Source organism: Klebsiella sp. GN_Kp190 (assembly GCF_040061795.1).
Lineage (GTDB): Bacteria > Pseudomonadota > Gammaproteobacteria > Enterobacterales > Enterobacteriaceae > Klebsiella > Klebsiella michiganensis.
Map to the genome: position 1 here is coordinate 1 of NZ_JBEAFN010000068.1, position 21,328 is coordinate 21,328.

General features: G+C 59.3%; 14 protein-coding genes. 10 read left to right on the plus strand and 4 right to left on the minus strand.

Annotated features, from left to right (window positions below):
* A partial coding sequence (locus tag ABLU67_RS24915; RefSeq protein ID WP_075209344.1) for a type I toxin-antitoxin system toxin Ldr family protein occupies positions 1–92 on the plus strand: 92 nt, incomplete at its 5' end.
* An 83-nt stretch (positions 93–175) separates the two neighbouring features.
* On the opposite strand, the gene bcsG is transcribed toward ABLU67_RS24915, so the two are convergent.
* From bcsG to bcsE, 3 genes are read right to left on the minus strand one after another with little or no spacing between them, the layout of a single operon-like run.
* Positions 176–1,852, minus strand: coding sequence for a cellulose biosynthesis protein BcsG (bcsG, locus tag ABLU67_RS24920; protein WP_025106803.1), 1,677 nt, complete (start codon positions 1,850–1,852; stop codon positions 176–178).
* On the minus strand, positions 1,849–2,046 hold the full coding sequence (gene bcsF / locus ABLU67_RS24925; protein ID WP_014227175.1) for a cellulose biosynthesis protein BcsF: 198 nt from the start codon (positions 2,044–2,046) through the stop codon (positions 1,849–1,851). The genes bcsG and bcsF overlap by 4 nt, the downstream gene beginning before the upstream one ends.
* Positions 2,043–3,599, minus strand: a complete 1,557-nt coding sequence (gene bcsE / locus ABLU67_RS24930) for a cellulose biosynthesis protein BcsE (protein ID WP_025106804.1) — start codon at positions 3,597–3,599, stop codon at positions 2,043–2,045. Before bcsE ends, bcsF begins: the two co-directional genes overlap by 4 nt.
* Positions 3,600–3,766: 167 nt before the next feature.
* On the opposite strand from bcsE, the gene bcsR reads away from it, so the two are divergent.
* The 9 genes from bcsR to ABLU67_RS24975 all read left to right on the plus strand — a co-directional run bounded on the left by bcsR (position 3,767) and on the right by ABLU67_RS24975 (position 20,130).
* The gene (gene bcsR / locus ABLU67_RS24935) at positions 3,767–3,955 is read left to right on the plus strand and encodes a cellulose biosynthesis protein BcsR (protein ID WP_004855289.1); all 189 of its coding nucleotides are present in this window, start codon (positions 3,767–3,769) and stop codon (positions 3,953–3,955) included.
* Positions 3,956–3,966: 11 nt separating this feature from the next.
* Positions 3,967–4,704, plus strand: a complete 738-nt coding sequence (gene bcsQ / locus ABLU67_RS24940) for a cellulose biosynthesis protein BcsQ (RefSeq protein ID WP_032694187.1) — start codon at positions 3,967–3,969, stop codon at positions 4,702–4,704.
* Positions 4,701–7,319: a UDP-forming cellulose synthase catalytic subunit gene (bcsA, locus tag ABLU67_RS24945; RefSeq protein WP_348852574.1), complete on the plus strand. Its 2,619-nt coding sequence runs from the start codon at positions 4,701–4,703 to the stop codon at positions 7,317–7,319. The genes bcsQ and bcsA overlap by 4 nt, the downstream gene beginning before the upstream one ends.
* Positions 7,320–7,329: 10 nt before the next feature.
* Positions 7,330–9,672: a cellulose biosynthesis cyclic di-GMP-binding regulatory protein BcsB gene (gene bcsB / locus ABLU67_RS24950; RefSeq protein ID WP_049070380.1), complete on the plus strand. Its 2,343-nt coding sequence runs from the start codon at positions 7,330–7,332 to the stop codon at positions 9,670–9,672.
* A 3-nt stretch (positions 9,673–9,675) separates the two neighbouring features.
* Positions 9,676–10,785, plus strand: coding sequence for a cellulose synthase complex periplasmic endoglucanase BcsZ (gene bcsZ / locus ABLU67_RS24955; protein WP_181919023.1), 1,110 nt, complete (start codon positions 9,676–9,678; stop codon positions 10,783–10,785).
* The gene (gene bcsC / locus ABLU67_RS24960) at positions 10,767–14,252 is read left to right on the plus strand and encodes a cellulose synthase complex outer membrane protein BcsC (protein WP_348852575.1); all 3,486 of its coding nucleotides are present in this window, start codon (positions 10,767–10,769) and stop codon (positions 14,250–14,252) included. Before bcsZ ends, bcsC begins: the two co-directional genes overlap by 19 nt.
* A gap of 703 nt (positions 14,253–14,955) precedes the next feature.
* Positions 14,956–16,962 (plus strand): biofilm formation regulator HmsP, encoded by a 2,007-nt coding sequence (hmsP, locus tag ABLU67_RS24965; protein WP_025106810.1) that lies wholly within the window; start codon positions 14,956–14,958, stop codon positions 16,960–16,962.
* A gap of 154 nt (positions 16,963–17,116) precedes the next feature.
* Positions 17,117–18,403 carry a C4-dicarboxylate transporter DctC gene (dctA, locus tag ABLU67_RS24970; RefSeq protein ID WP_014227166.1) on the plus strand — a complete coding sequence of 429 codons (1,287 nt, stop codon included), beginning with the start codon at positions 17,117–17,119 and terminating at the stop codon, positions 18,401–18,403.
* A gap of 221 nt (positions 18,404–18,624) precedes the next feature.
* Entirely contained in the window at positions 18,625–20,130 is a 1,506-nt protein-coding gene (locus ABLU67_RS24975) for a pitrilysin family protein (protein ID WP_049071605.1), read from the plus strand.
* 191 nt (positions 20,131–20,321) lie between these two features.
* Here ABLU67_RS24975 and ABLU67_RS24980 read toward each other — a convergent pair whose 3' ends face one another.
* Entirely contained in the window at positions 20,322–21,251 is a 930-nt protein-coding gene (locus ABLU67_RS24980) for a sugar kinase (RefSeq protein ID WP_042946099.1), read from the minus strand.
* Positions 21,252–21,328 lie beyond the last annotated feature (77 nt).

Below are 21,328 nucleotides of genomic sequence, written 5' to 3' on the forward strand. Positions count from 1 at the left end.
TGGGCCTGGTGCTGTGGGACGATCTGGCGGCTCCGGTGATTGCTGGCATTCTGGTTAGCATTATCGTGAGCCGGATGGATAACCGGAAGTAGCCGGCCGGTGGGTATCTGCCTGCCTTAGTGGCAGCATGCACCCGAACGGGGCCGCAGGGGTAACATCCTGCGGCCTTTTTCGTTTATTGCGGATAAGGGACCCAACTGCCGCCGTTCAGCTGAACATACGGTTTCCCCTGGTATTGAATGACGATGGCGTTGGAGTTTTCCGACACCGCCGCGCTCTGCGGCAGGTTGGCAATATACTGCTGCCAGTTGATGTCGTTTTCGTCAAACATCTTGCCGTCGAGGGCGCGGACCACCAGCTCAGAAATCGCCAGGTAGCTGCTTGGCTGGTTGATGATAATCGGCGCATCGGGGTGTCTTGCCTTAATGCCGAAAAATTTCACCGCCGCCGGTACGTTAGTAATGGATGGGCTGGGAATATCGCGCAGGCCGGAAACCTGCATTTTGTCGCCTTTCAATGCCGCACCGTGTTCCGGTACGACGATGACCAGCACCTTACGCCCCGATCTCTCCAGTTCGGTGAAGAAATTATCCAGCTCATCGAAGAACTTCTGCGCACGGGCTTTATAGTCCGCGGTTTTGCTCTGGCCCGGATAGTGGTTACCGTCATGCAGCGGCAGCGTGTTGTAGAAGGTCGCCGTGCGCGGCGTATTCAGCTTATCCAGCGACTGCAGCCAGCGGTTCAGCGTCGCCTGGTCGTCATAGACCGGAGAGCCGTCAAAGCCCTGCAGAATGACCGGCAGGCCGCTTTGATCCATCAGCGGGCTCTGGATCCCGCCCAGCGAGCGAAGCTCCTTCAGGAAGTCGCCGAAGATACCGTTGTGGCCGAGCATCAGCTGCTGGGTGAAGCCCAGCTTCGCCAGGTTTTCAAACAGATAGCATTCGCTGCCCGATGGCTGATAAAGGTTCGCATGAGAGAGCTGGCCGCAGCTGGCGCGCAGCAGACGCGCCGCCGCCGGCCCGCTGTAAGAGGTCGCCGAGTTAAAGTTTTTGAACAGCAGGTCGAAATGCTTCCACAGCGGATGATCCATCAGCCCGGCCGCTTCAATATCCGACCATGAGAGCGAGCAGATGTTGATTATCAGCACATCAAACGGCTGGGCATCGGCCGGAAGCGCATCCGGGAAAGTGGTTTTACGTTTTTGCTCAGAAGCGTAAAAGGCATTCAGCCAGTTGGTGAGATTGGCCGACGTCGGCGGCTCGGTCTGCGGCGGAATATCGTTATTCGCCGGCGCAGTATTGGTCGCGATGGCCGTTCCGCCAGCCGTATTAACGGCGGTGTTCGCCGCCGCGGTCGTCGGCTGACCTGCCGGCCAAAGGCTGAAAGAGGGCAGCAGCGGACTGACCACCAGCCAGACCACGATCGCCGAGACGAAAACCGTCACTCGTAGCCACTGGCTGATAAACAGCCACAGGACCAGCAGCACGAAGAACGCGCCGACCATATTCCAGTTAATAAAGCGGGTCACCAGATCCCAGATATAGTCGGCGCTGAAGCCGGCAATCTGCGAGCCCTGGCTGGCAATGCTTTCCGGGCCGGGCAGCCAGGTGTCGTGCCAGAACAACATAAAACCCAGCGGGATCGCTATCCAGTGGCGGATACGGTGCAGCTTATACTGCGGAATTGGCACCAGCAGGAAGGCCAGAAACACCAGGTTTAACATGGGATGAAAATTGAGGTATCCGCCCCATAGCAATGCGAACTTCACCAGAAAGTAGAAGTTCCAGCCAGATAAGCCTCGCCAGTACCGCCAGAGCGGAAGCGACGCGGTGGGTGTTTTGGGTTTGGTCATTTCGTTGATTTGCCTTGCCTGGATGTCGCTTCCCGGCGCAGCACGCCAGCCGGTTTGACATAACGGGGTTTAAAGAACATCAGTCTTAATGTGGTGCGAATACGCCGCTGGTAGTGGCGCGTCAGGTATCCCAGCGGGAAGAACAGCAGGGCGCACAGGACGACCAGCTGAATAATATCGGCGATAGACATCATAAGGTTGGCTCCCCATCAATGGACAGACGGTGCGCCTCGGGGTTGCGCCGCCAGCTTCGCCCGTCATGGGTGGCGTTGATGGTTTCATTTTTGCCAAGCGAAATGGGCAGCGGCGTGTTCCAGTTCTCCGGCAGAATCCCGCGCATCTGCATGATTTCAGCCGTTATTTGCTTATCTTCAAACCAAATCATGCGGTTAGAAAAAATATCGCCGGTTGGTAAAGGGAAAATATGGTTTAACGCGGTATCCAGGTCGTTCACCCGGCAAAATGACAGAAACAGCACCAGGCGGTTGTTGCCGATGGTCATAATGTCGCCCATACGGTTGGGCTTACACAGCGTCAGCGCCTGCTCTACGCGCAGGCCGGGCGCCGGGCGCAGCGCCACCATTACGCCTTTGCCATCGGCGGGCAGCATGGTGTTGGCCATAATATTGTGCACCGCTTCGCAGAAGTCCCCCCATTTCTGGTAGCCGCGCAGTTTTAGCGGCTGGCTCCAGGTCAGCAGAGTATTAAAATCTTCCGGGATATGGCGAGTAAACTGCTGTTTTTGAACGCTTTCTATAAGCGTGAGGCAGCGGGATAACGGCGCGCCGCTGGGAATAACCATATTGGCGCCGCTGCTCAGCAGCAGGCGTTCATCGGTGGCGCGCAGGCTTGGCGTTTGTTCGCGGACGACGATTTTTAACGCGCTGCCGCGCTGGCGGCGCAGGGTATGGATATAGCGTCCCAGCTGTTCAATCTGTTCGTTCTGGGTAATGGAGAAGATCAGCGTTGCCGCCTGCGCCATCCTCCCGGCGTTGAAAACGGCGTCATTGGTATCGAACAGCGTCCAGTATTCGGATAGCGCGGGGGCACCTTCCAGTACGCGCAGATTGCTAAGAATGACTTTTTCGTCGCTGCGCGGTTGCACCACCGTTTCTTCATCCTGTGCCAGCCGCCAGCCGTTTTCATCCTGAAGAACAATGAGCTGCTGCCGGGCGCTGATGCCTTTTTCGCTCCCCCACCAGGCGATATCGAACAGGTGGTTATCCCCCTGGTAACGAATACTTGCCAGGCCGGAAAGCGAACGGTACTCGCGTAATAAAGGGGAGAGTTGCTTATCGATATCGTGCCCGGAATTAAGTACTAGTAATGAACAACGATGATAATTAGTCCATCGATACGATTTCTCAACCCAATTGCATAAATCATCGCTTTTTATATTCTGCCAGGCATTTTCAGCGCATAGCAGAATAAACAAATAATTGCCAGGTTCGAGGGAACAAACTAAATCGCGGTGCATTTCTTGCAGCCCCTCAGCACGGTTCGGCATGCTAAATAACGCCACCTTTTCTGGCCCGCAATTTTTCTCTAGTTCAATGATTTTATTTGGGTTATCACCCATGACTATCGCCGCAACCTGGCTCTGTTTATCCTGGGCCGCCAGCGTATGGTTGAGCAGGCTTACCGCGTCGGCATAGCGGTCGACATTCAGCCACCATACTCCACCCACGGGCATATGGCGTACTTCGTCCCATAATGATGAAATACCCAAAGAATATACGATATCCACGGCGTCCCTCGTGAGACTTGATTTACACTTGATTAGTTTACTAGCGAAAGCGTCAGAGTAAACCTAACATTGAAATTAAAGGACATCAGTTTTAGCATGTAAACATATTTTAAGGATGATCTTACGCCTCTCGGTTTAATTTATTGTATTTTCCAACGGACAGAGAAATGCCAGCAAAAGAGCCTGCTGTACCCACCGATGCGACTTTGGGCTACACGTTTCAAAATGATTTCCTGGCGTTAAGCCGGGCATTTTCCCTGCCTGATATTCACTACCACGATATTTCCCGACGCGAGCAGTTAACCGCGGCGCTAAAACGCTGGCCATTACTGGCTGAATTAGCAGAGAAAAAGTAAGGAAGCCGTCGATGGCGATTCTGGGATTACAGGGCGTGCGCGGCGGTACCGGCACCACGTCGATTACCGCTGCGCTGGCCTGGGCGCTGCAATTACTCGGTGAAACCGTACTGGTGGTGGACGCCAGCCCGGACAACATGTTGCGCTTTTTTTTCAACGTCGATTTCAGCCACAAAGCGGGCTGGGCGCGCGCCACGATCGACGGCAGCGACTGGCGCGACGCCGGTCTGCGCTATACCTCGCATATCGATCTTTTGCCCTTTGGTCAGCTGACGCCGGGCGAGCGCGCGAACATTGACCAGCTTCAGCCGACGCTGGCGCCGATGGCCGGGATGGTGCAGAAGCTCCATCAGCAGGGCGATCACCGCTGGCTGCTGATTGACCTGCCGGACGGTTACTCGCCGCTGACCCGCTCCCTCATTGACGTCTGCGACCGCACGCTGGTCATTGTGCATCCGGACGGCAACAGCCATATTCGCCTGCATCAGCAGGCGCTGCCGGTCAATAGCGATATTTTGATTAACGATCTGCGCGTCGGCAGCCAGCTGCAGGAGGATTTGTATCAGCTGTGGCTGGAGAGCCAGCGCCGCATTCTGCCGGTGACTATCCATCGTGATGAGGCGATGGCGGAGTGTCTGGCGGCGAAGCAGCCGCTCGGCGAGTACCGGCAGGACTCTCTGGCGGCGGAGGAGATACTGACGCTGGCCAACTGGTGTCTGCTGCACTACGCCGGGAAGGGGGCGGAATGATTCGCCTGAGCACCTTACTGCTGGCGCCGCCGGTCGGGAAACGGCTGAACGAGCGCTATCGCGACTATCGCCAGCACGGCGCGTCGTGGCTGTCGGCCGCGCTGGGCTGCCTGTGGGCATCTCTGGCATGGGCGTTTATGCCGCTGGAAACGCCGCGCTGGCAGGCTATTCGCGAACGTCACGGCGAGTTTTTCCCGCATATTAATCCGCATCGGCCGCGCCCGCTGGACCCGATTCGCTACCTGCTGCAGTGCGTGTGGCTGCTGGCGACGCGGGTGCCGGAGCCGGATAAAAAGATCAACTGGCGTTCGCTGGCGGCGCTGGAAGGCGTCCAGGGGCGCTATGCCCAGTGGCTGGAAAAGCTGCCGGAAAAGGTTAACGCCCGCACCGGTCATCTGGATAAGCATAAAGAGCTGGCTCACCTGTCGCCAAAGCTGCGGCGGTTTATTCTGGGCACGATAACCTTTTTCTCGCTAATCCTCGCGCTGCTCTGTATTACCCAGCCGTTTAACCCGCTCTCGCAGTTTATTTTCCTGCTGCTGCTGTGGGGCGTGGCGCTGCTGGTGCGCCGCATTCCGGGACGCTTTTCGGCCCTGATGCTGATCGTGCTGTCGCTGACCGTCTCCTGCCGCTACATCTGGTGGCGCTACACCTCGACACTCAACTGGGATGATCCCGTGAGCCTCGTGTGCGGGATAATTCTGCTGTTCGCTGAAACCTACGCCTGGGTGGTGCTGGTGCTGGGGTATTTCCAGGTCGTCTGGCCGCTGAACCGTCAGCCGGTCCCGCTGCCGGAGGATATGGCGCAGTGGCCGACGGTCGATATTTTAGTGCCGACCTACAACGAAGACCTCAACGTGGTGAAAAACACCATTTACGCTTCCCAGGGGATCGACTGGCCGAAGGACAAGCTCAATATCTGGATCCTCGACGACGGCGGGCGCGAAGAGTTCCGCCAGTTCGCCAAAGACGTCGGGGTGCACTACATCGCCCGCACCACCCACGAACACGCCAAAGCCGGGAATATCAACAACGCCCTGAAGTACGCCAAGGGCGAGTTCGTGTCGATTTTTGACTGCGACCACGTGCCGACCCGCTCGTTCCTGCAGATGACCATGGGCTGGTTCCTGAAAGAGAAAGAGTTGGCGATGATGCAGACGCCGCACCACTTCTTCTCCCCGGACCCGTTTGAGCGCAACCTGGGACGATTCCGCAAAACCCCGAACGAAGGCACGCTGTTTTATGGCCTGGTGCAGGACGGGAACGACATGTGGGACGCGACCTTCTTCTGCGGCTCCTGCGCGGTGATCCGCCGCGGCCCGCTGGATGAAATCGGCGGCATTGCCGTGGAAACGGTGACTGAAGACGCCCACACTTCTCTGCGCCTGCACCGTCGCGGGCACACTTCAGCCTACATGCGTATCCCGCAGGCGGCCGGTCTGGCGACGGAGAGCCTGTCGGCGCATATTGGCCAGCGCATCCGCTGGGCCCGCGGGATGGTACAAATTTTCCGCCTTGATAACCCCTTGTTTGGCAAAGGGCTGAAGCTGGCGCAGCGCATCTGCTACGTCAACGCGATGCTGCACTTTCTGTCCGGTATTCCGCGGCTGATCTTCCTGACCGCGCCGCTGGCGTTTCTGCTGCTGCACGCCTATATCATCTATGCGCCAGCGCTGATGATCGCCCTGTTCGTGCTACCGCATATGATTCACGCCAGCCTGACCAACTCGAAGATTCAGGGCAAATACCGCCACTCTTTCTGGAGCGAGATCTATGAAACGGTGCTGGCGTGGTATATCGCGCCGCCGACCTTTGTCGCGTTGATTAACCCGCATAAGGGCAAATTCAACGTGACGGCAAAAGGCGGACTGGTGGAGGACGAGTACGTCGACTGGGTAATCTCTCGTCCCTATATCTATCTCGTGCTGCTGAACCTGGTCGGCGTCGGGGTGGGGATCTGGCGCTTTATGTACGGCCCGGAAAACGAAATTCTGACCGTCTGGGTGAGCATTATCTGGGTGTTCTATAACCTGATTATTCTCGGCGGCGCGGTGGCAGTCTCGGTTGAAAGCAAGCAGGTGCGGCGATCGCACCGCGTGGAGATGTCGATGCCGGCGGCGATTGCCCGCGATGACGGGCACCTGTTCTCCTGTACCGTCCATGATTACTCAGACGGGGGCCTTGGGGTCAAGATTCACGGCGAGGCGCAGGTGCTGGAAAGCCAGCACGTCAAGCTGTTGCTGAAACGCGGGCAGCAGGAGTACGCCTTCCCGGTGCGGGTCGCGCGGGTCAACGGCAGCGAGGTCGGGCTACAGCTGCTGCCGTTAAGCAATCAACAGCATATTGATTTTGTACAGTGTACGTTTGCCCGCGCAGATACGTGGGCGCTTTGGCAGGATAGCTTCCCGGAAGATAAGCCGATGGAAAGCCTGCTGGATATCCTGAAGCTGGGGTTCCGTGGATATCGTCACCTGGCGGAGTTTTCTCCGCCGTCGGTGAAGGTTATTTTCCGCTCGCTCACCATGCTGGTGGCCTGGTTTGTCTCGTTTATTCCGCGCCGTCCGGAACGCGCAGCGGCGACACTTTCGGCAGAACCGGCGATGGCTCAACAATGATGATAATGCGATGAACAGAAAACTCTCTTTGATTTGTGCAGTAGCGGTGGGTATTAGCGGATGGTCTCCCTTCGCTTCGTATGCGGAACCGACGGCGGCGGCGACTCAGGCCGCGCCGACGACGACGGTGCCCGGTATCGCTGGTACGGTGGCGGACAGCCAGCCCACGGCGACGCTTGCCGATCCGGCAGCGCCGGTGGTGGTGCTGGATAACGCTCCGACCCGCGACGTGAAGCTGACCTTCGCCAAAATCGCCCCGCCTCCGGGCAGCATGGTGCTGCGCGGCGCGCGCCCTGAGGGGTCGGTAGAGTTCGGTATGCGCAGCGATGAAGTGGTGGCAAAAGCGCTACTGAATCTCGACTACACGCCCTCTCCGTCGCTGCTGCCGGTGCAGTCGCAGCTGAAGGTGTATCTTAACGATGAGCTGATGGGCGTGCTGCCGGTCACCAAAGAGCAGTTGGGTAAAAAAGTCAGCGCGCAGATCCCTATCGATCCGCTCTATATCACCGACTTTAACCGCGTGCGCCTTGAGTTTGTCGGCCACTATCGCGATGTCTGTGAAAACCCGGCCAGCAGCACCTTGTGGCTGGACGTCGGTCGCGAAAGCTATCTGGATTTAACCTACCAGTCGCTGAACGTGCGCAACGATCTTTCGCATTTCCCGATACCGTTCTACGATTCGCGCGATAACCGCCAGCTGACGCTACCGATGGTCTTCGCCTCCGCGCCGGGTGTCCTGCAGCAGCAGGCAGCGGCCATCGTCGCCTCCTGGTTCGGCAGCAAGGCGGGCTGGCGCGGCCAGCAGTTCCCGGTGCAGTTCAACGCGCTGCCGGACCGTAACGCCATTGTGTTTGCGACCAACGATAAGCGCCCTGACTTCCTGCGCGAGCATCCGCCGGTTAAGGCGCCGACGATTGAAATGATCGACCACCCGGATAATCCGTACGTCAAGCTGCTGGTGGTCTTCGGGCGGGATGACAACGACCTGCTGCAGGCAGCGAAGGGGATAGCCCAGGGCAATATTCTGTTCCGCGGCAGCAGCGTGACGGTTGACGATGTCAAACAGCTGCAGGCGCGTAAACCCTACGATGCGCCGAACTGGGTGCGTACCGATCGGGCGGTGACCTTTGCCGAGCTGAAAACCTACGAACAGCAGCTGCAATCCAGCGGCCTGGTGCCGGACTCCATCAACGTAGCGCTGAACCTGCCGCCGGACCTCTACCTGCTGCGCGCCAACGGCATCGATATGAACCTGAACTATCGCTACACCATGCCGCCTATCAAGGACAGCTCGCGCATGGATATCAGCCTGAACGATCGGTTCTTACAGTCCTTCAGCCTCAACAGCTCGCAGGATGTGAATAAGCTGATACTACGCCTGCCGGTGCTGCAGGGGCTGCTGGACGGCAAAACGGAAGTGACGATCCCGGCATTGCGCCTCGGCGCCATGAATCAGCTGCGCTTTGACTTTCAGTATATGAACCCGATGCCGGGCGGTTCTATCGATAACTGTATTACCTTCCAGCCGGTGCAGAACCACGTGGTGATAGGCGACGACTCGACCATCGATTTCTCGAAGTACTATCACTTTATGGCGATGCCGGATCTGCGCGTATTTGCTAACGCGGGCTTCCCGTACAGCCGGATGGCCGATCTCGCCGATACCCTGGTCGTGGTGCCCAAATCGCCGACCGAGGGCCAGGTTGCCACGCTGCTGGAGACGGCCGGCGGCATTGGCGCGCAAACCGGCCTGGCGGCCATTAACCTGCGCATGACCGACGACGGCAGCCAGATTAAGGACAAAGACGCCGACCTGCTGCTGATTGGCTCCATTCCGCAGGCGCTGAAGGACGACACGAAAATCAACCTGCTGGTTGAAGCGACCAAAAGCTGGGTGAAAACGCCGATGCGCCACTACGATCTGGCCAGCATCTATCCCGATACCGAGGCCAGAACGCCGAATACCCGCACCGACGTCACGTCCACCGGGCCGATGGCGGCGATTATTGGCTTCCAGTCGCCGTACAACGATCAGCGCAGCGTCGTGGCGCTGCTGGCCGACAGCCCGCGCGGCAACGAACTGCTGACCCAGGCGCTTAACGACAGCGGTAAACGCGCGGCGATGTTTGGTTCCGTTGCGGTGATTCGTGAGTCGGGCGTCAACAGCCTGAGGGTGGGCGATATTTACTATATCGGGCACCTGCCGTGGTTCGAACGTATCTGGTTTGCGCTCTCCAGCCATCCGGTGCTGCTGGCTATTCTGGCCGCGGTCAGCATCGTCCTGCTGGCATGGGTGCTATGGCGCATGCTGCGTATTATCAGCCGTCGCCGCCTCGACCTTGATGATGAGTAATTGATGATGAACGCGGTGCGCGGTGTGGTGTTATCGGTATTGATGCTGGCGGCGGCGCAGGTGAGCGCCGCCTGCCAGTGGCCGGCCTGGGAGCAGTTTAAAAAAGAGTATGTCAGCGCCGAAGGGCGAATTATCGACCCCAGCGATGCGCGAAAAATCACCACCTCGGAAGGGCAAAGCTACGGGCTGTTCTTTGCTCTGGCGGCTAACGATCGCGACGGCTTCCGCAAGCTGTTCGAGTGGACGCAAAACAACCTTGCCGAGGGCGATTTGCGCGCGCATCTCCCGGGCTGGCTGTGGGGGAAAAAGAGCGATGACGAGTGGACGGTGCTGGACAACAATTCAGCCTCGGACTCCGATTTGTGGATAGCCTGGGCGCTGCTGGAGGCCGGACGTCTGTGGGACACGCCTCAGTACACCGAGGTAGGCAAGGCGCTGCTGGCGCGCATTGCCGACGAAGAGGTCGCCACCGTACCGGGGCTGGGGCCGATGATTCTGCCGGGGAGAGTCGGCTTCGTCGATGACCGCGGCTGGCGTTTTAATCCCAGCTATCTGCCGCCGCAGCTGGCGACCTACTTTGCCGCGTTTGGCGCTCCCTGGCCGAAGATACGCGACGGCAATCTGCGTCTGCTGCTGGAAACCGCGCCGAAAGGTTTTTCGCCTGACTGGGTGCGTTACGAAAAAAGCAAAGGCTGGCAGCTGAAAGCGGATAAACCCATTATCGGCAGCTATGACGCCATTCGCGTCTATCTGTGGGCCGGTATGCTCGATGACGGCGATAAGCAAAAAGCTCGCCTGCTGGCGCGTTTTAAACCGATGGCGACCCGGACAATTGACCAGGGCGTGCCGCCGGAAAAAACCAACATCGCGACCGGTAAAACTACCGGCAACGGTCCGGTTGGCTTCTCCGCTGCGCTACTGCCTTTCTTGCAGAAGGAAGATGCACGCGCCATTCAGCGCCAGCGCGTCGCCGATAACTATCCCGGCGCGGATGCTTACTACAGCGCGGTCCTGACCCTTTTCGGCCAGGGATGGGATCAACACCGTTTTCGCTTCACCGCCGGTGGCGAATTACGGCCTGACTGGAACCAGGAATGCACAAGTTCTCACTAAGCTTATTCACCCTCTCCTTAGGCGTCGCGCTGATGCCGCTGGCGCACGCCGCGACTACGCCTGTTCAGGAACATCTACTGGAGCAGGTCCGCCTCGGCGAGGCCAGCAAACGTGAGGATTTGGTGCGCCAGTCGCTCTATCGCCTGGAATTGATCGACCCGAATAACCCGGACGTTGTTGCCGCGCGGATGCGCTATCTTCTCCGCCAGGGCGATACCGCCGGCGCGAAGCAGCAGCTGGAGCGTCTGGCGAAGCTGGCGCCGGAATCGCCCGAGCTGAAAGCCTCGCGTGACGAAATGAAAAGCAGCACCGGCGATGGTCGCCAGGAGCTGCAGCAGGCTCGTCTGCTGGGCGTGGCCGGGAAGGTTGATGAGGCCATCGCCGCTTACGAGAAGCTGTTTAACGGCGTTCCTGATGATGATGACGCGGCGATTGAGTACTGGACGCTGGTGGCGCGGCTGCCCGCCCGTCATAACGAAGGCATCAATCAGCTGAAAAGACTCAACGCCCGCTTGCCGGGCAACGTCCCGCTGCAAACGGCGCTGGCGAAACAGATGTTTGGCGATAATAAGCCGGAAGAGGGATTTGCTTATCTGGAGCAGATGTCCCGCTCGGCGGCGGGACGCGGTATCGCGGCGGACATCTGGTTTAACGAAGTGAAAAGTATGCCGGTCAGCCGGGCCAGCGTGCAGGCGCTGCAGCGCTTTCTCATGCAGTTTCCCACCGGTTCCACCTCGGCGAATGCCCGCGTCCTGCTCGCTCAGCAGCAGACGCAGCTAAAAGACCCGACGTTCCGCGATCGCGCAGAGGGGCTGGCGGCGGTGAAGGCCGGGAAAGGTTCGGTGGCCGTGGCCGATTTGCAGCAGGCTGTGCGGGCGGATGCCAAAGACAGCGACGCGGTTGGCGCATTGGGGCAGGCGTACTCCCAGCGCGGCGATCGGGCGCGGGCGGTTGCCCAGTTGAGTAAAGCCATCAAAATGGACCCGGATAGCCCGAGCCGCGATAAGTGGGACAGCCTGCTCAAGACTAACCGCTACTGGCTGCTGATTAAGCAGGGCGATAGCGCCCTCAAAAGCGGCCAGCTGGCGCAGGCGCAAAATCATTACGCCCAGGCGCAGCGCATAGACAATACCGACAGCTATGCGGTGCTGGGGCTGGGGGACGTGGCGGCGGCGCGTAAAGAAAACGCGGCGGCGGAGCGCTACTACCAGCGCGCGCTGAGAATGGATCGCGGCAACAGCCTGGCGGTGCGCGGTCTGGCGAATCTGTATCGCGCCGAATCGCCGGAAAAAGCCAGCGCGTACATCGCCAGCCTGTCGCCGGGCCAGCGGCGCAGCATTGATGATATCGAACGCAGCCTGACGAACGATCGGCTGGAGAAACAGGCCGAAGCGCTGGAGAGCCAGGGCAACTGGGCGCAGGCGGCGGAAGTGCAGCGCAGACGGCTGGCGCTGGATCCGGATAGCGTATGGATCGCCTACCGCCTGTCGCGGGATCTGGTCAGCGCGGGCAGCCGCAGCGAAGCCGATGCCATCATGCGCGCGATGGTCAACCGCCAGCCCGGCGATGCCGACCGGGTTTACGCCTACGGCCTCTATCTATCCGGGAATAATCAGGATGAGATGGCGCTGGCGCAGATTAACGCCCTGCCGCGCGGGCAGTGGACGGACAATATTCGCGAGCTGGAGGCGCGCCTGCAAAGCGATAACGTGTTGCGCCAGGCGAATCAGCTGCGCGATAGCGGCCAGGAAGCCCGGGCGATCGCCCTGATTAACCAGCAGCCGACGTCGGTGCGCTACGCGCTCACGCTGGCGGACTGGGCGCAGCAGCGCGGCGACAGCCAGACGGCGATTGCTGAATATCAGCGGGCGCTGGGGCAGCAGCCTGACAACGGCGATGCGCGTCTGGGCCTGGCGGAAGTGTATCTTGCCGATGGCGATAAAAACGCCGCCCGCGCCCAGGTGGCGCAGCTCAAGGGCGAAGACATCGATTCTATCAATATGCAGCGGCGTATCGCCCAGGCGCAGGCCGGGTTGGGCGATCGCGCTCAGGCGCAGCAAACCTTCGCCCGCATCGTTCCGCAGGCGAAAGCGCAGCCGCCGTCAATGGAAAGCGCGCTGGTGCTGCGCGACGCCGCGCGTTTCCAGGCGCAGAACGGCGAGCCGCAGCAGGCGCTGGAAGGCTATAAAGATGCAATGGTGGCCTCCGGCGTCGCCCGCGAGCGCCCGCAGGATAACGACACGTTTACGCGGCTGACGCGTAACGACAGCAGCGATGACTGGCTGAAGCGCGGGATCCGCAGCGACGCCGCCGATCTTTATCGTCAGCAGGATCTTAACGTCACCCTCGAACATGATTACTGGGGCTCCAGCGGTACCGGCGGCTATTCCGACCTGAAAGCCCATACCACGATGCTGCATGTGGATGCGCCGCTGGCCGACGGGCGAATGTTCTTCCGTACCGATCTGGTTAATATGGATGCCGGGAGTTTTTCGACGAACAGCGACGGCAGCTATTCGCCGAGCTGGGGCACCTGCGGTGAAATCGCCTGTAGCGGCGGCAGCAAACATCAGAGCGATAGCGGCGCCAGCGTCGCGGTGGGCTGGAAGAACGATACCTGGAGCGGCGATATCGGCACCACGCCGATGGGCTTTAACGTCGTTGATGTGGTGGGCGGCCTGAGCTACAGCAGCGACGTTGGCCCGCTGGGCTACACCGTGAACCTCCACCGACGCCCCATCTCCAGCTCGCTGCTGGCCTTTGGCGGGCAGAAGGACAACCCTAACGACGGCCATACCGGCAAGACCTGGGGCGGGGTGCGCGCCGACGGCGGCGGTCTGAGTCTGAGCTACGATAAAGGCGAGGCCAACGGCGTCTGGTCTTCGCTGGGCGTCGACCAGTTGACCGGGAAAAACGTCGCCGACAACTGGCGCGTGCGCTGGATGACCGGCTACTACTATAAAGTGATTAACGAAGATAACCGCCGGGTCACCGTCGGCCTGAACAATATGCTCTGGCACTACGATAAGGATCTCAGCGGCTATACGCTGGGTCAGGGCGGTTACTACAGTCCGCAGGAATATGTCTCCTTCTCGGTGCCGGTCACCTGGCGTCAGCGGACGGCGAACTGGTCATGGGAGCTGGGGGGCTCGGTATCGTGGTCCCACTCGCGCACCAAAACCGAGGCGCGCTATCCGCTGCTCAATTTGATTCCTTCGCAGTATCGTCATGATGCCAGCCAGCTCACGGAAGAAGGCAGCAGCAGTTCTGGCGTCGGCTATACCGCACGGGCGCTGATTGAACGACGGGTGACCAGCAACTGGTTTGTCGGGGCGGCGGTGGATATCCAGCAGGCGAAGGATTACACCCCGAGCCATGCGCTGCTGTACGTTCGCTATTCGGCTTCCGGCTGGCAGGGCGATATGGATATGCCGCCGCAGCCGTTGGTTCCTTATGCCGACTGGTAGCAGATTAGGCTGAATTATGCGACAGGGCGCCACTCCACGGCGCTCTTCGCGTATACTCGTTGCCTCCGGCCAGGCAGCCCGATTTCCCCTCCGGTGGCGCGGAAGCTGCATAGCGCGCTGCATCCCGGAGGCGGCGCCAGGGGCGCCTTGTCCGGGCTACCGGCCCGATGGTGGTTGTGAGCGTGTAGCCCGGGTAAGGCGTCAGCCGCCACCCGGGAATGTTCCCCGGTCGCGCTATGCTTACCGGGGCTACCGGCCCGCGCCGCCTGCGGATTTTGTAGCCCGGGTAAGGCGTCAGCCGCCACCCGGGAATGTTCCCCGGTCGCGCTGTGCTTACAGGGGCTACCGGCCGCGCCGCCTGCGGGTTTTGTAGCCCGGACAGGCGCATTGCGCCGCCTCCGGGAAAGCGGCCTGATGGCGGCTGTGAACGTGTAGGCCGGGCAATTTCGTAGCCCGGGTAAGGCGTCAGCCGCGACCCGGGAATGTCCGCCGGTCGCGCTATGCTTACCGGGGCCACCGGCCGCGCTGCCTGCGGGTTTTGTAGCCGGACAGGCGCATTGCGCCGCCTCCGGGAAAGCGGCCTGATGGCATTGCTTCGCGCCTTGCGGGCGTGAGCAAACAATTTGAGTATATAATCAGCCTGATAACGATCGGTGAGAGGGACCTATACCCGATATGCGTTCAGTTTCAGTGGAGAACCCCGTTGCGCGTCAGCCGTTCACTTACAATTAAACAGATGGCGATGGTCGCGAGCGTGTCCATGGCGTTTGTACTGGTCTTCTGTTCTATTCTGCTGTTCCACTTTGTTCAGCAGAGTCGTTTTACCACGGCCACGCAGTTAGAAAGCATCGCGCGCTCCGTTCGCGAACCGCTGTCAGCGGCTATCCTGAAAGCCGATATCCCTGAGGCGGAAGCCATTCTGAGCCGTATTCAACCCGCAGGCATCGTCAGCCGGGCGGATGTTGTCCTGCCCAATCAGTTCCAGGCGCTGCGGATGCGCTTTATCCCCGAGCGCCCGGTACCGGTAACCATCACCCGTATGTTTGAACTGCCGGTACAGATTTCGCTGCCTATCTACTCCCTTGAACGGCCCGCTAACCCACAGCCGCTGGCCTATCTGGTGCTCCAGGCCGACTCATACCGCATGTATAAATTCGTCATGAGCGCGCTGGCGACGTTAGTGACCGCTTACTTGCTTCTGGTGCTGATGCTGACGGTGGCGATCACCTGGTGCATCAACCGTCTGATGGTACGACCGCTGCGTAAAATCGCCCGTGAGCTAAATGATGTCCCGCAGCACGAGCGTTTGGGCCATCAGCTCACGCTGCCGCGTCTCCATCATGACGATGAAATCGGCATGCTGGTGCGCAGCTACAACCGTAATCAGCAGACGCTGCTGCGCCTGCACGACGAACTCTCTTTGCAATCGACCCGTTTTCCGGTATCCGAGCTGCCGAACAAAGCCTTTCTAATGGCCATGCTGGAGCAAACCGTCGCGCGACCGCAGGCCTCGGCGCTGCTGATTATCGCCTGCGAAACGCTACAGGATACCGCTGGCGTACTGAAAGAGACGCAGCGTGAAATGCTGCTGCTAACCCTGGTTGAAAAGCTGCGGGCGATTATCCCGGCGCAGATGGTGCTGGCTCAGGTGAGCGGCTACGACTTCGCGATTCTGGCCCACGGTATTGACGAACCCTGGCAGGCGGTGACGTTAAGTAAGCAAGTACTCACTGTCTTAAATGAACGTTTGCCTCTGCACGGCATCCAGCTGCGCCCCTGCGCCAGCGTCGGTATCGCGATGTTTAACGGCGAAATTAACGCCGAACAGCTCTACCGGCGGGCGTTTTCCGCCGCCGTAACCGCGCGTCGTAAAGGGAAAAACCAGATTGAGTTCTTCGATCCGCAGCAGATGGAAAAAGCGCAGCGCCGCTTAATGGAAGAGCACGATATTCTGACGGCGCTTGATAACCAGCAGTTTGCCATCTGGCTGCAGCCGCAGGTGGATACCCACAGCGGCGAGGTGTGCGGTGCGGAAGTGCTGCTGCGTCAGCGTCAGGCGGACGGCAGCTGGTCGCTGCCGGGCGATCTGATTGAGCGTATCGAAGCCTGCGGGCTGATGGTGCCGGTCGGCTACTGGGTGATGGAAGAGGCCTGCCGGCAGCTTGCCGCCTGGCAAAATCAGGGGATCATGTTGCCGCTGTCGGTCAACGTGTCGTTGCTGCAACTGCTGCATCACGATCGCGGCGAGGAGATGCTGGCGCTGCTCGCGCGCTATCGTATCGCGCCGGGGACGCTGGTACTGGAAGTCACTGAAAGCCGTCGGATAGACGACCCGCAGGCGATTATTTCCCTGCTGCGTCCGCTGCGTGAAGCGGGCGTGCGGATTGCCCTCGATGACTTTGGTATGGGCTACGCGGGCTTGCGCCAGCTGCAGCATATTAAATCGCTGCCGGTAGACATCCTGAAAATCGATAAAGTCTTTATCGATATGCTGCCCGATGACATCAGCATGGTGCCCGCGATTATCCAGCTGGCGCGGGGGCTGAATCTGCACATTGTCGCGGAGGGCGTCGAAACCGATACCCAGTATCGCTGGCTGCAGGAGGCGGGCGTCGAGACGGTGCAAGGGTATCTTTTTGGCTGCGCCATGCCGCCTGAGGCTTTTATGGCCCGTTTTTTACCCGGTGATGTTGAGGATGCAAGTTTGTAACAACATTGTTAGCTTATGCGAGTCAGTTCAAATAAATTAACAATTGCATTGCAATTTCATCACTCGTTATTTCTGAAATGTTTCATGGGTGTTATTTTTAAGCCACGGACGCAATACCCCCTCAAGGTCTGTGGTTATCTCCAAAGGACACCCTATGAAAATCTCTTTCTTTAAAAGCCTCTATGTCCAGGTTCTCTCGGCCATAGCGATCGGTATTCTGCTGGGCCATTTTTACCCGGAACTGGGTGCGCAGATGAAACCCCTCGGCGATGCCTTCGTTAAGCTGATTAAAATGATTATTGCCCCGGTTATCTTCTGTACCGTCGTGACGGGGATTGCCGGGATGGAGAGCATGAAAGCCGTCGGCCGCACCGGGGCGGTGGCGCTGCTCTACTTTGAAATCGTGAGCACAATTGCGCTGATCATCGGCCTGATCATTGTAAACGTGGTGCAGCCCGGCGCGGGAATGAACGTTGACCCGGCGACCCTCGACGCGAAGGCCGTGGCGGTTTACGCCGAACAGGCGAAAGATCAGGGCATCGTAGCGTTCCTGCTCGATATTATCCCCGGCAGCGTGATTGGCGCTTTTGCCAGCGGTAACATTCTGCAGGTGCTGATGTTTGCGGTGCTGTTTGGTTTCGCGCTGCATCGCCTCGGCAGCAAAGGCCAGCTGATTTTTAACGTTATCGAAAGCTTCTCGCAGGTGATCTTCGGCATCATCAATATGATCATGCGCCTGGCGCCGATTGGCGCGTTCGGGGCCATGGCCTTTACCATTGGGAAATACGGCGTCGGTACGCTGGTGCAGCTTGGCCAACTGATCGTCTGCTTCTACATCACCTGCATCCTGTTTGTGGTGGTAGTGCTGGGGTCGATCGCCAAAGCCACCGGCTTCAGCATCTTTAAATTTATCCGCTATATCCGCGAAGAGCTGCTGATTGTCCTGGGGACCTCTTCATCCGAGTCGGCGCTGCCGCGTATGCTCGATAAGATGGAGAAGCTGGGCTGCCGCAAGTCGGTGGTGGGGCTGGTGATCCCGACGGGGTACTCCTTTAACCTCGATGGCACCTCAATATACCTGACGATGGCGGCGGTGTTTATCGCCCAGGCGACGAACAGCCATATGGATATTTTCCATCAGATCACCCTGCTGGTGGTGCTGCTGCTCTCCTCAAAAGGCGCGGCGGGGGTGACGGGCAGCGGCTTTATCGTCCTTGCGGCGACGATTTCCGCCGTCGGGCACCTGCCGGTCGCCGGTCTGGCGCTCATTCTTGGCATCGACCGCTTTATGTCCGAGGCGCGCGCGCTGACCAACCTGGTGGGTAACGGCGTCGCGACCATCGTTGTCGCTAAATGGGTCAAAGAGCTGGACGCGAAACAGCTGGATGATGTGCTGAACAACCGTACTCCGGTAAGCAAATCGCACGAATTATCCTCATAAATCCATCTGTTAGGCCCGTTGTCCCTTGCTGGACTACGGGCTCCTGCGCATAATTAGGGGTCACTGTCGCTTGCGCGGCGGTGACCCTTATGTTTATTTCACGTCAACATGCGACATTTTCATCTCCGTGTGGTCTAACCGACGTACTTAACTCACCATATTTTTTCGGCGGCCCTCCCGTGGGCCGCTGTTGTAACCAGGATTGTTCATCAGGGGTTCACATGCAGGGCACAAAAATTCGACTCTTAACCGGTGGTTTGCTGATGATGGCGACGGTCGGCTATGTGCAGGCAGAAGCGCTCCAGCCGGACCCGGCCTGGCAACAGGGGACACTGGCGAATGGATTTCAGTGGCAGGTTTTAGCCACCCCGCAGCGTCCCAGCGATCGTATCGAAGTTCGCCTGTCCGTGAATATTGGCTCGCTGAGCGAAAGCACTCAGCAGAGCGGCTTTAGCCACTTTATCCCGCGCCTCGCGCTGACGCAAAACGGTGGCCTCCCGACCATGCAGGCCCGTTCGCTATGGCAGCAGAGTATTGACCCGAAGCGTCCTCTGCCGCCCGCCATCGTCTCTTATGACTACAGTTTGTTTAACCTGAGCATACCGAATAACCGTAACGACCTGCTGAAAGAGGCGCTGAGCTGGCTGGCCAGCGCCAGCGGTAAAATGTCGATCTCCCCGGAAACCGTCAACCACGCGCTGCAGGGCGAAGACATGGTGGCGACCTGGCCTGCGGATACCAAAGAAGGCTGGTGGCGCTATCGGCTGAAAGGCTCCACCATGCTGGGGCACGATCCGGCGGCGCCGCTGAAGCAGCCGGTGGATATTGCTCAGCTAAAAGAGTATTACCACAAGTGGTACACCCCGGATGCCATGACCCTGATTGTGGTCGGCAACGTGGATAGCCGCAGCGTCGCGGAACAAATCAACAAAACTTTCGGCGGCCTGAAGGGCAAGCGCGAAACGCCGGTGGCGGTTCCTACGCTGTCGCCGCTGCCGACGACGCCGGTCAGCATCATGACCGATGCGGTGCGCCAGGATAAGCTGTCGCTGATGTGGGATGCGCCGTGGCAGCCGATCCGCGACTCGGTCGCGCTGCAGCGCTACTGGCGCGACGATCTTGCCCGAGAAGCGCTGTTCTGGCACGTACAGCAGAATCTGAGCAAAAGTAATATCAAGGATATCGGCCTTGGCTTTGACTGCCGCGTGCTCTACCAGCGCGCCCAGTGCGCGATCAATATCGAATCGCCGGGCGAGCGCCTGAACGCCAACTTAACGACCGTGGCGCGCGAACTGGCGAAAGTCCGCGATCGCGGCCTGCCGCAGGAGGAGTTTGATGCCCTGATCGCGCAGAAAAACCTCGAACTGCAGAAGCTGTTTGCCACCTATGCGCGCACCGATACGTACATCCTGATTAGCCAGCGGATGCGTTCGTTGCAAAATCAGGTGGTGGATATCGCGCCCGAGCAGTATCAGAAACTGCGTCAGGAGTTTCTCAATTCGCTGACGGTCGACATGCTGAATCAGTACCTGCGTCAGCAGCTGTCGCAGGATATGGCGCTGGTGTTGCAGCAGCCGCAGGGCGAGCCGGAATACAACATGAAGGAACTGCAGGCGACGTGGGAAAAGCTGATGGTGCCCGCGCCAGCGGCCGCAGCGGCGTCGAGCGCCGCCGGTGATGTTGTGGAAGGGCGTAACGAAGCGACGGATATCCCGCCAGCACAGTAAAGCAAAACCGGATAGCGTGGCTATCCGGTGAGGTTTATGGCTAATCTGTTTTACGTATTGCTGGGTTGGCCCGGAGATTTTCCCGGAGGCGGCGCTTCGGGCTACCGGCCCGCAGACGGCGGTAAACCCGTAGCCCGGCTAAGCGCAGCGCCAGCCGGGGTTCTCGCAGGCGGGCGTCACGCAATCGAAAATTACTGCGGCATCGCCTCGCGCGGGATAATCGCGCCGCGATACTGGATCACCGTGCTGGCGGTCAGGTGTCCGCGTTTTGCCGCAGATTCGGCGTCGCCGCCGGTCAGGCGTACGGCCAGGTAGCCGGCGCTGAACGAATCGCCCGCCGCCGTGGTATCAACCACTTTCTCTTTCGGCAGCTTAACGGCCGGGACTTCCCGCAGCGGCTGGCCGGCAATCGCCACCAGGCAGGAGTCTGCGCCGCGCTTAACCACCACTTCTTCAACGCCGGCGGCGTGGGTGCGGGCAATCACTTCCGCAACCGGCTTCTCGCCCCACAGCGCGTCTTCGTCATCGAGGGTCAGGAACGCGATGTCGGTGCAGGCCAGCATCTGCTGATAAACCCGCTGCGTCTCCTCTTTGCTGCTCCACAGGCGCGGACGATAGTTATTATCAAAGATAACCTTGCCGCCGTTTGCCCGGCATTCCCGCAGCAGGGTCAGCAGCTTCTCGCGGCTGGTCGGGCTGAGGATCGCCAGGCTGATCCCGCTAAGATACAGATAATCAAAGGTCGCCAGCTCTTCGCAGATGGCCGCAGACTGCTCGCTCTCCAGCCAGAACTTCGCCGCGGCTTCGTTGCGCCAGTAGTAAAAGGTGCGCTCGCCGCTCTCGTCGGTTTCGATGTAGTAGAGGCCCGGTAAACGGTCTGCCATGCGCTGAATCAGGTCAGTCTGAACGTTCTCGCGCTGCCAGGATTCGAGCATCTGCTGGCTGAAGGTGTCCGTGCCCAGGGCGGTAACGTAGTGTACGCCCAGCGCGCTGGCGTCGGTCTGGCGAGCGATGTAGACGGAAGTGTTTAAGGTGTCGCCGCCAAAGCCGCGATTAACCGCTGCGCCTTTCTCTGACAGCTCAATCATGCATTCGCCAATGACGGCAATTTTCTTCGACATAGTGATGACCTGAAATTAAATCAATATTAACCCTAGTGTGCGCTGGGGCGCTTTGATGGTCAATGATATTAAAACAA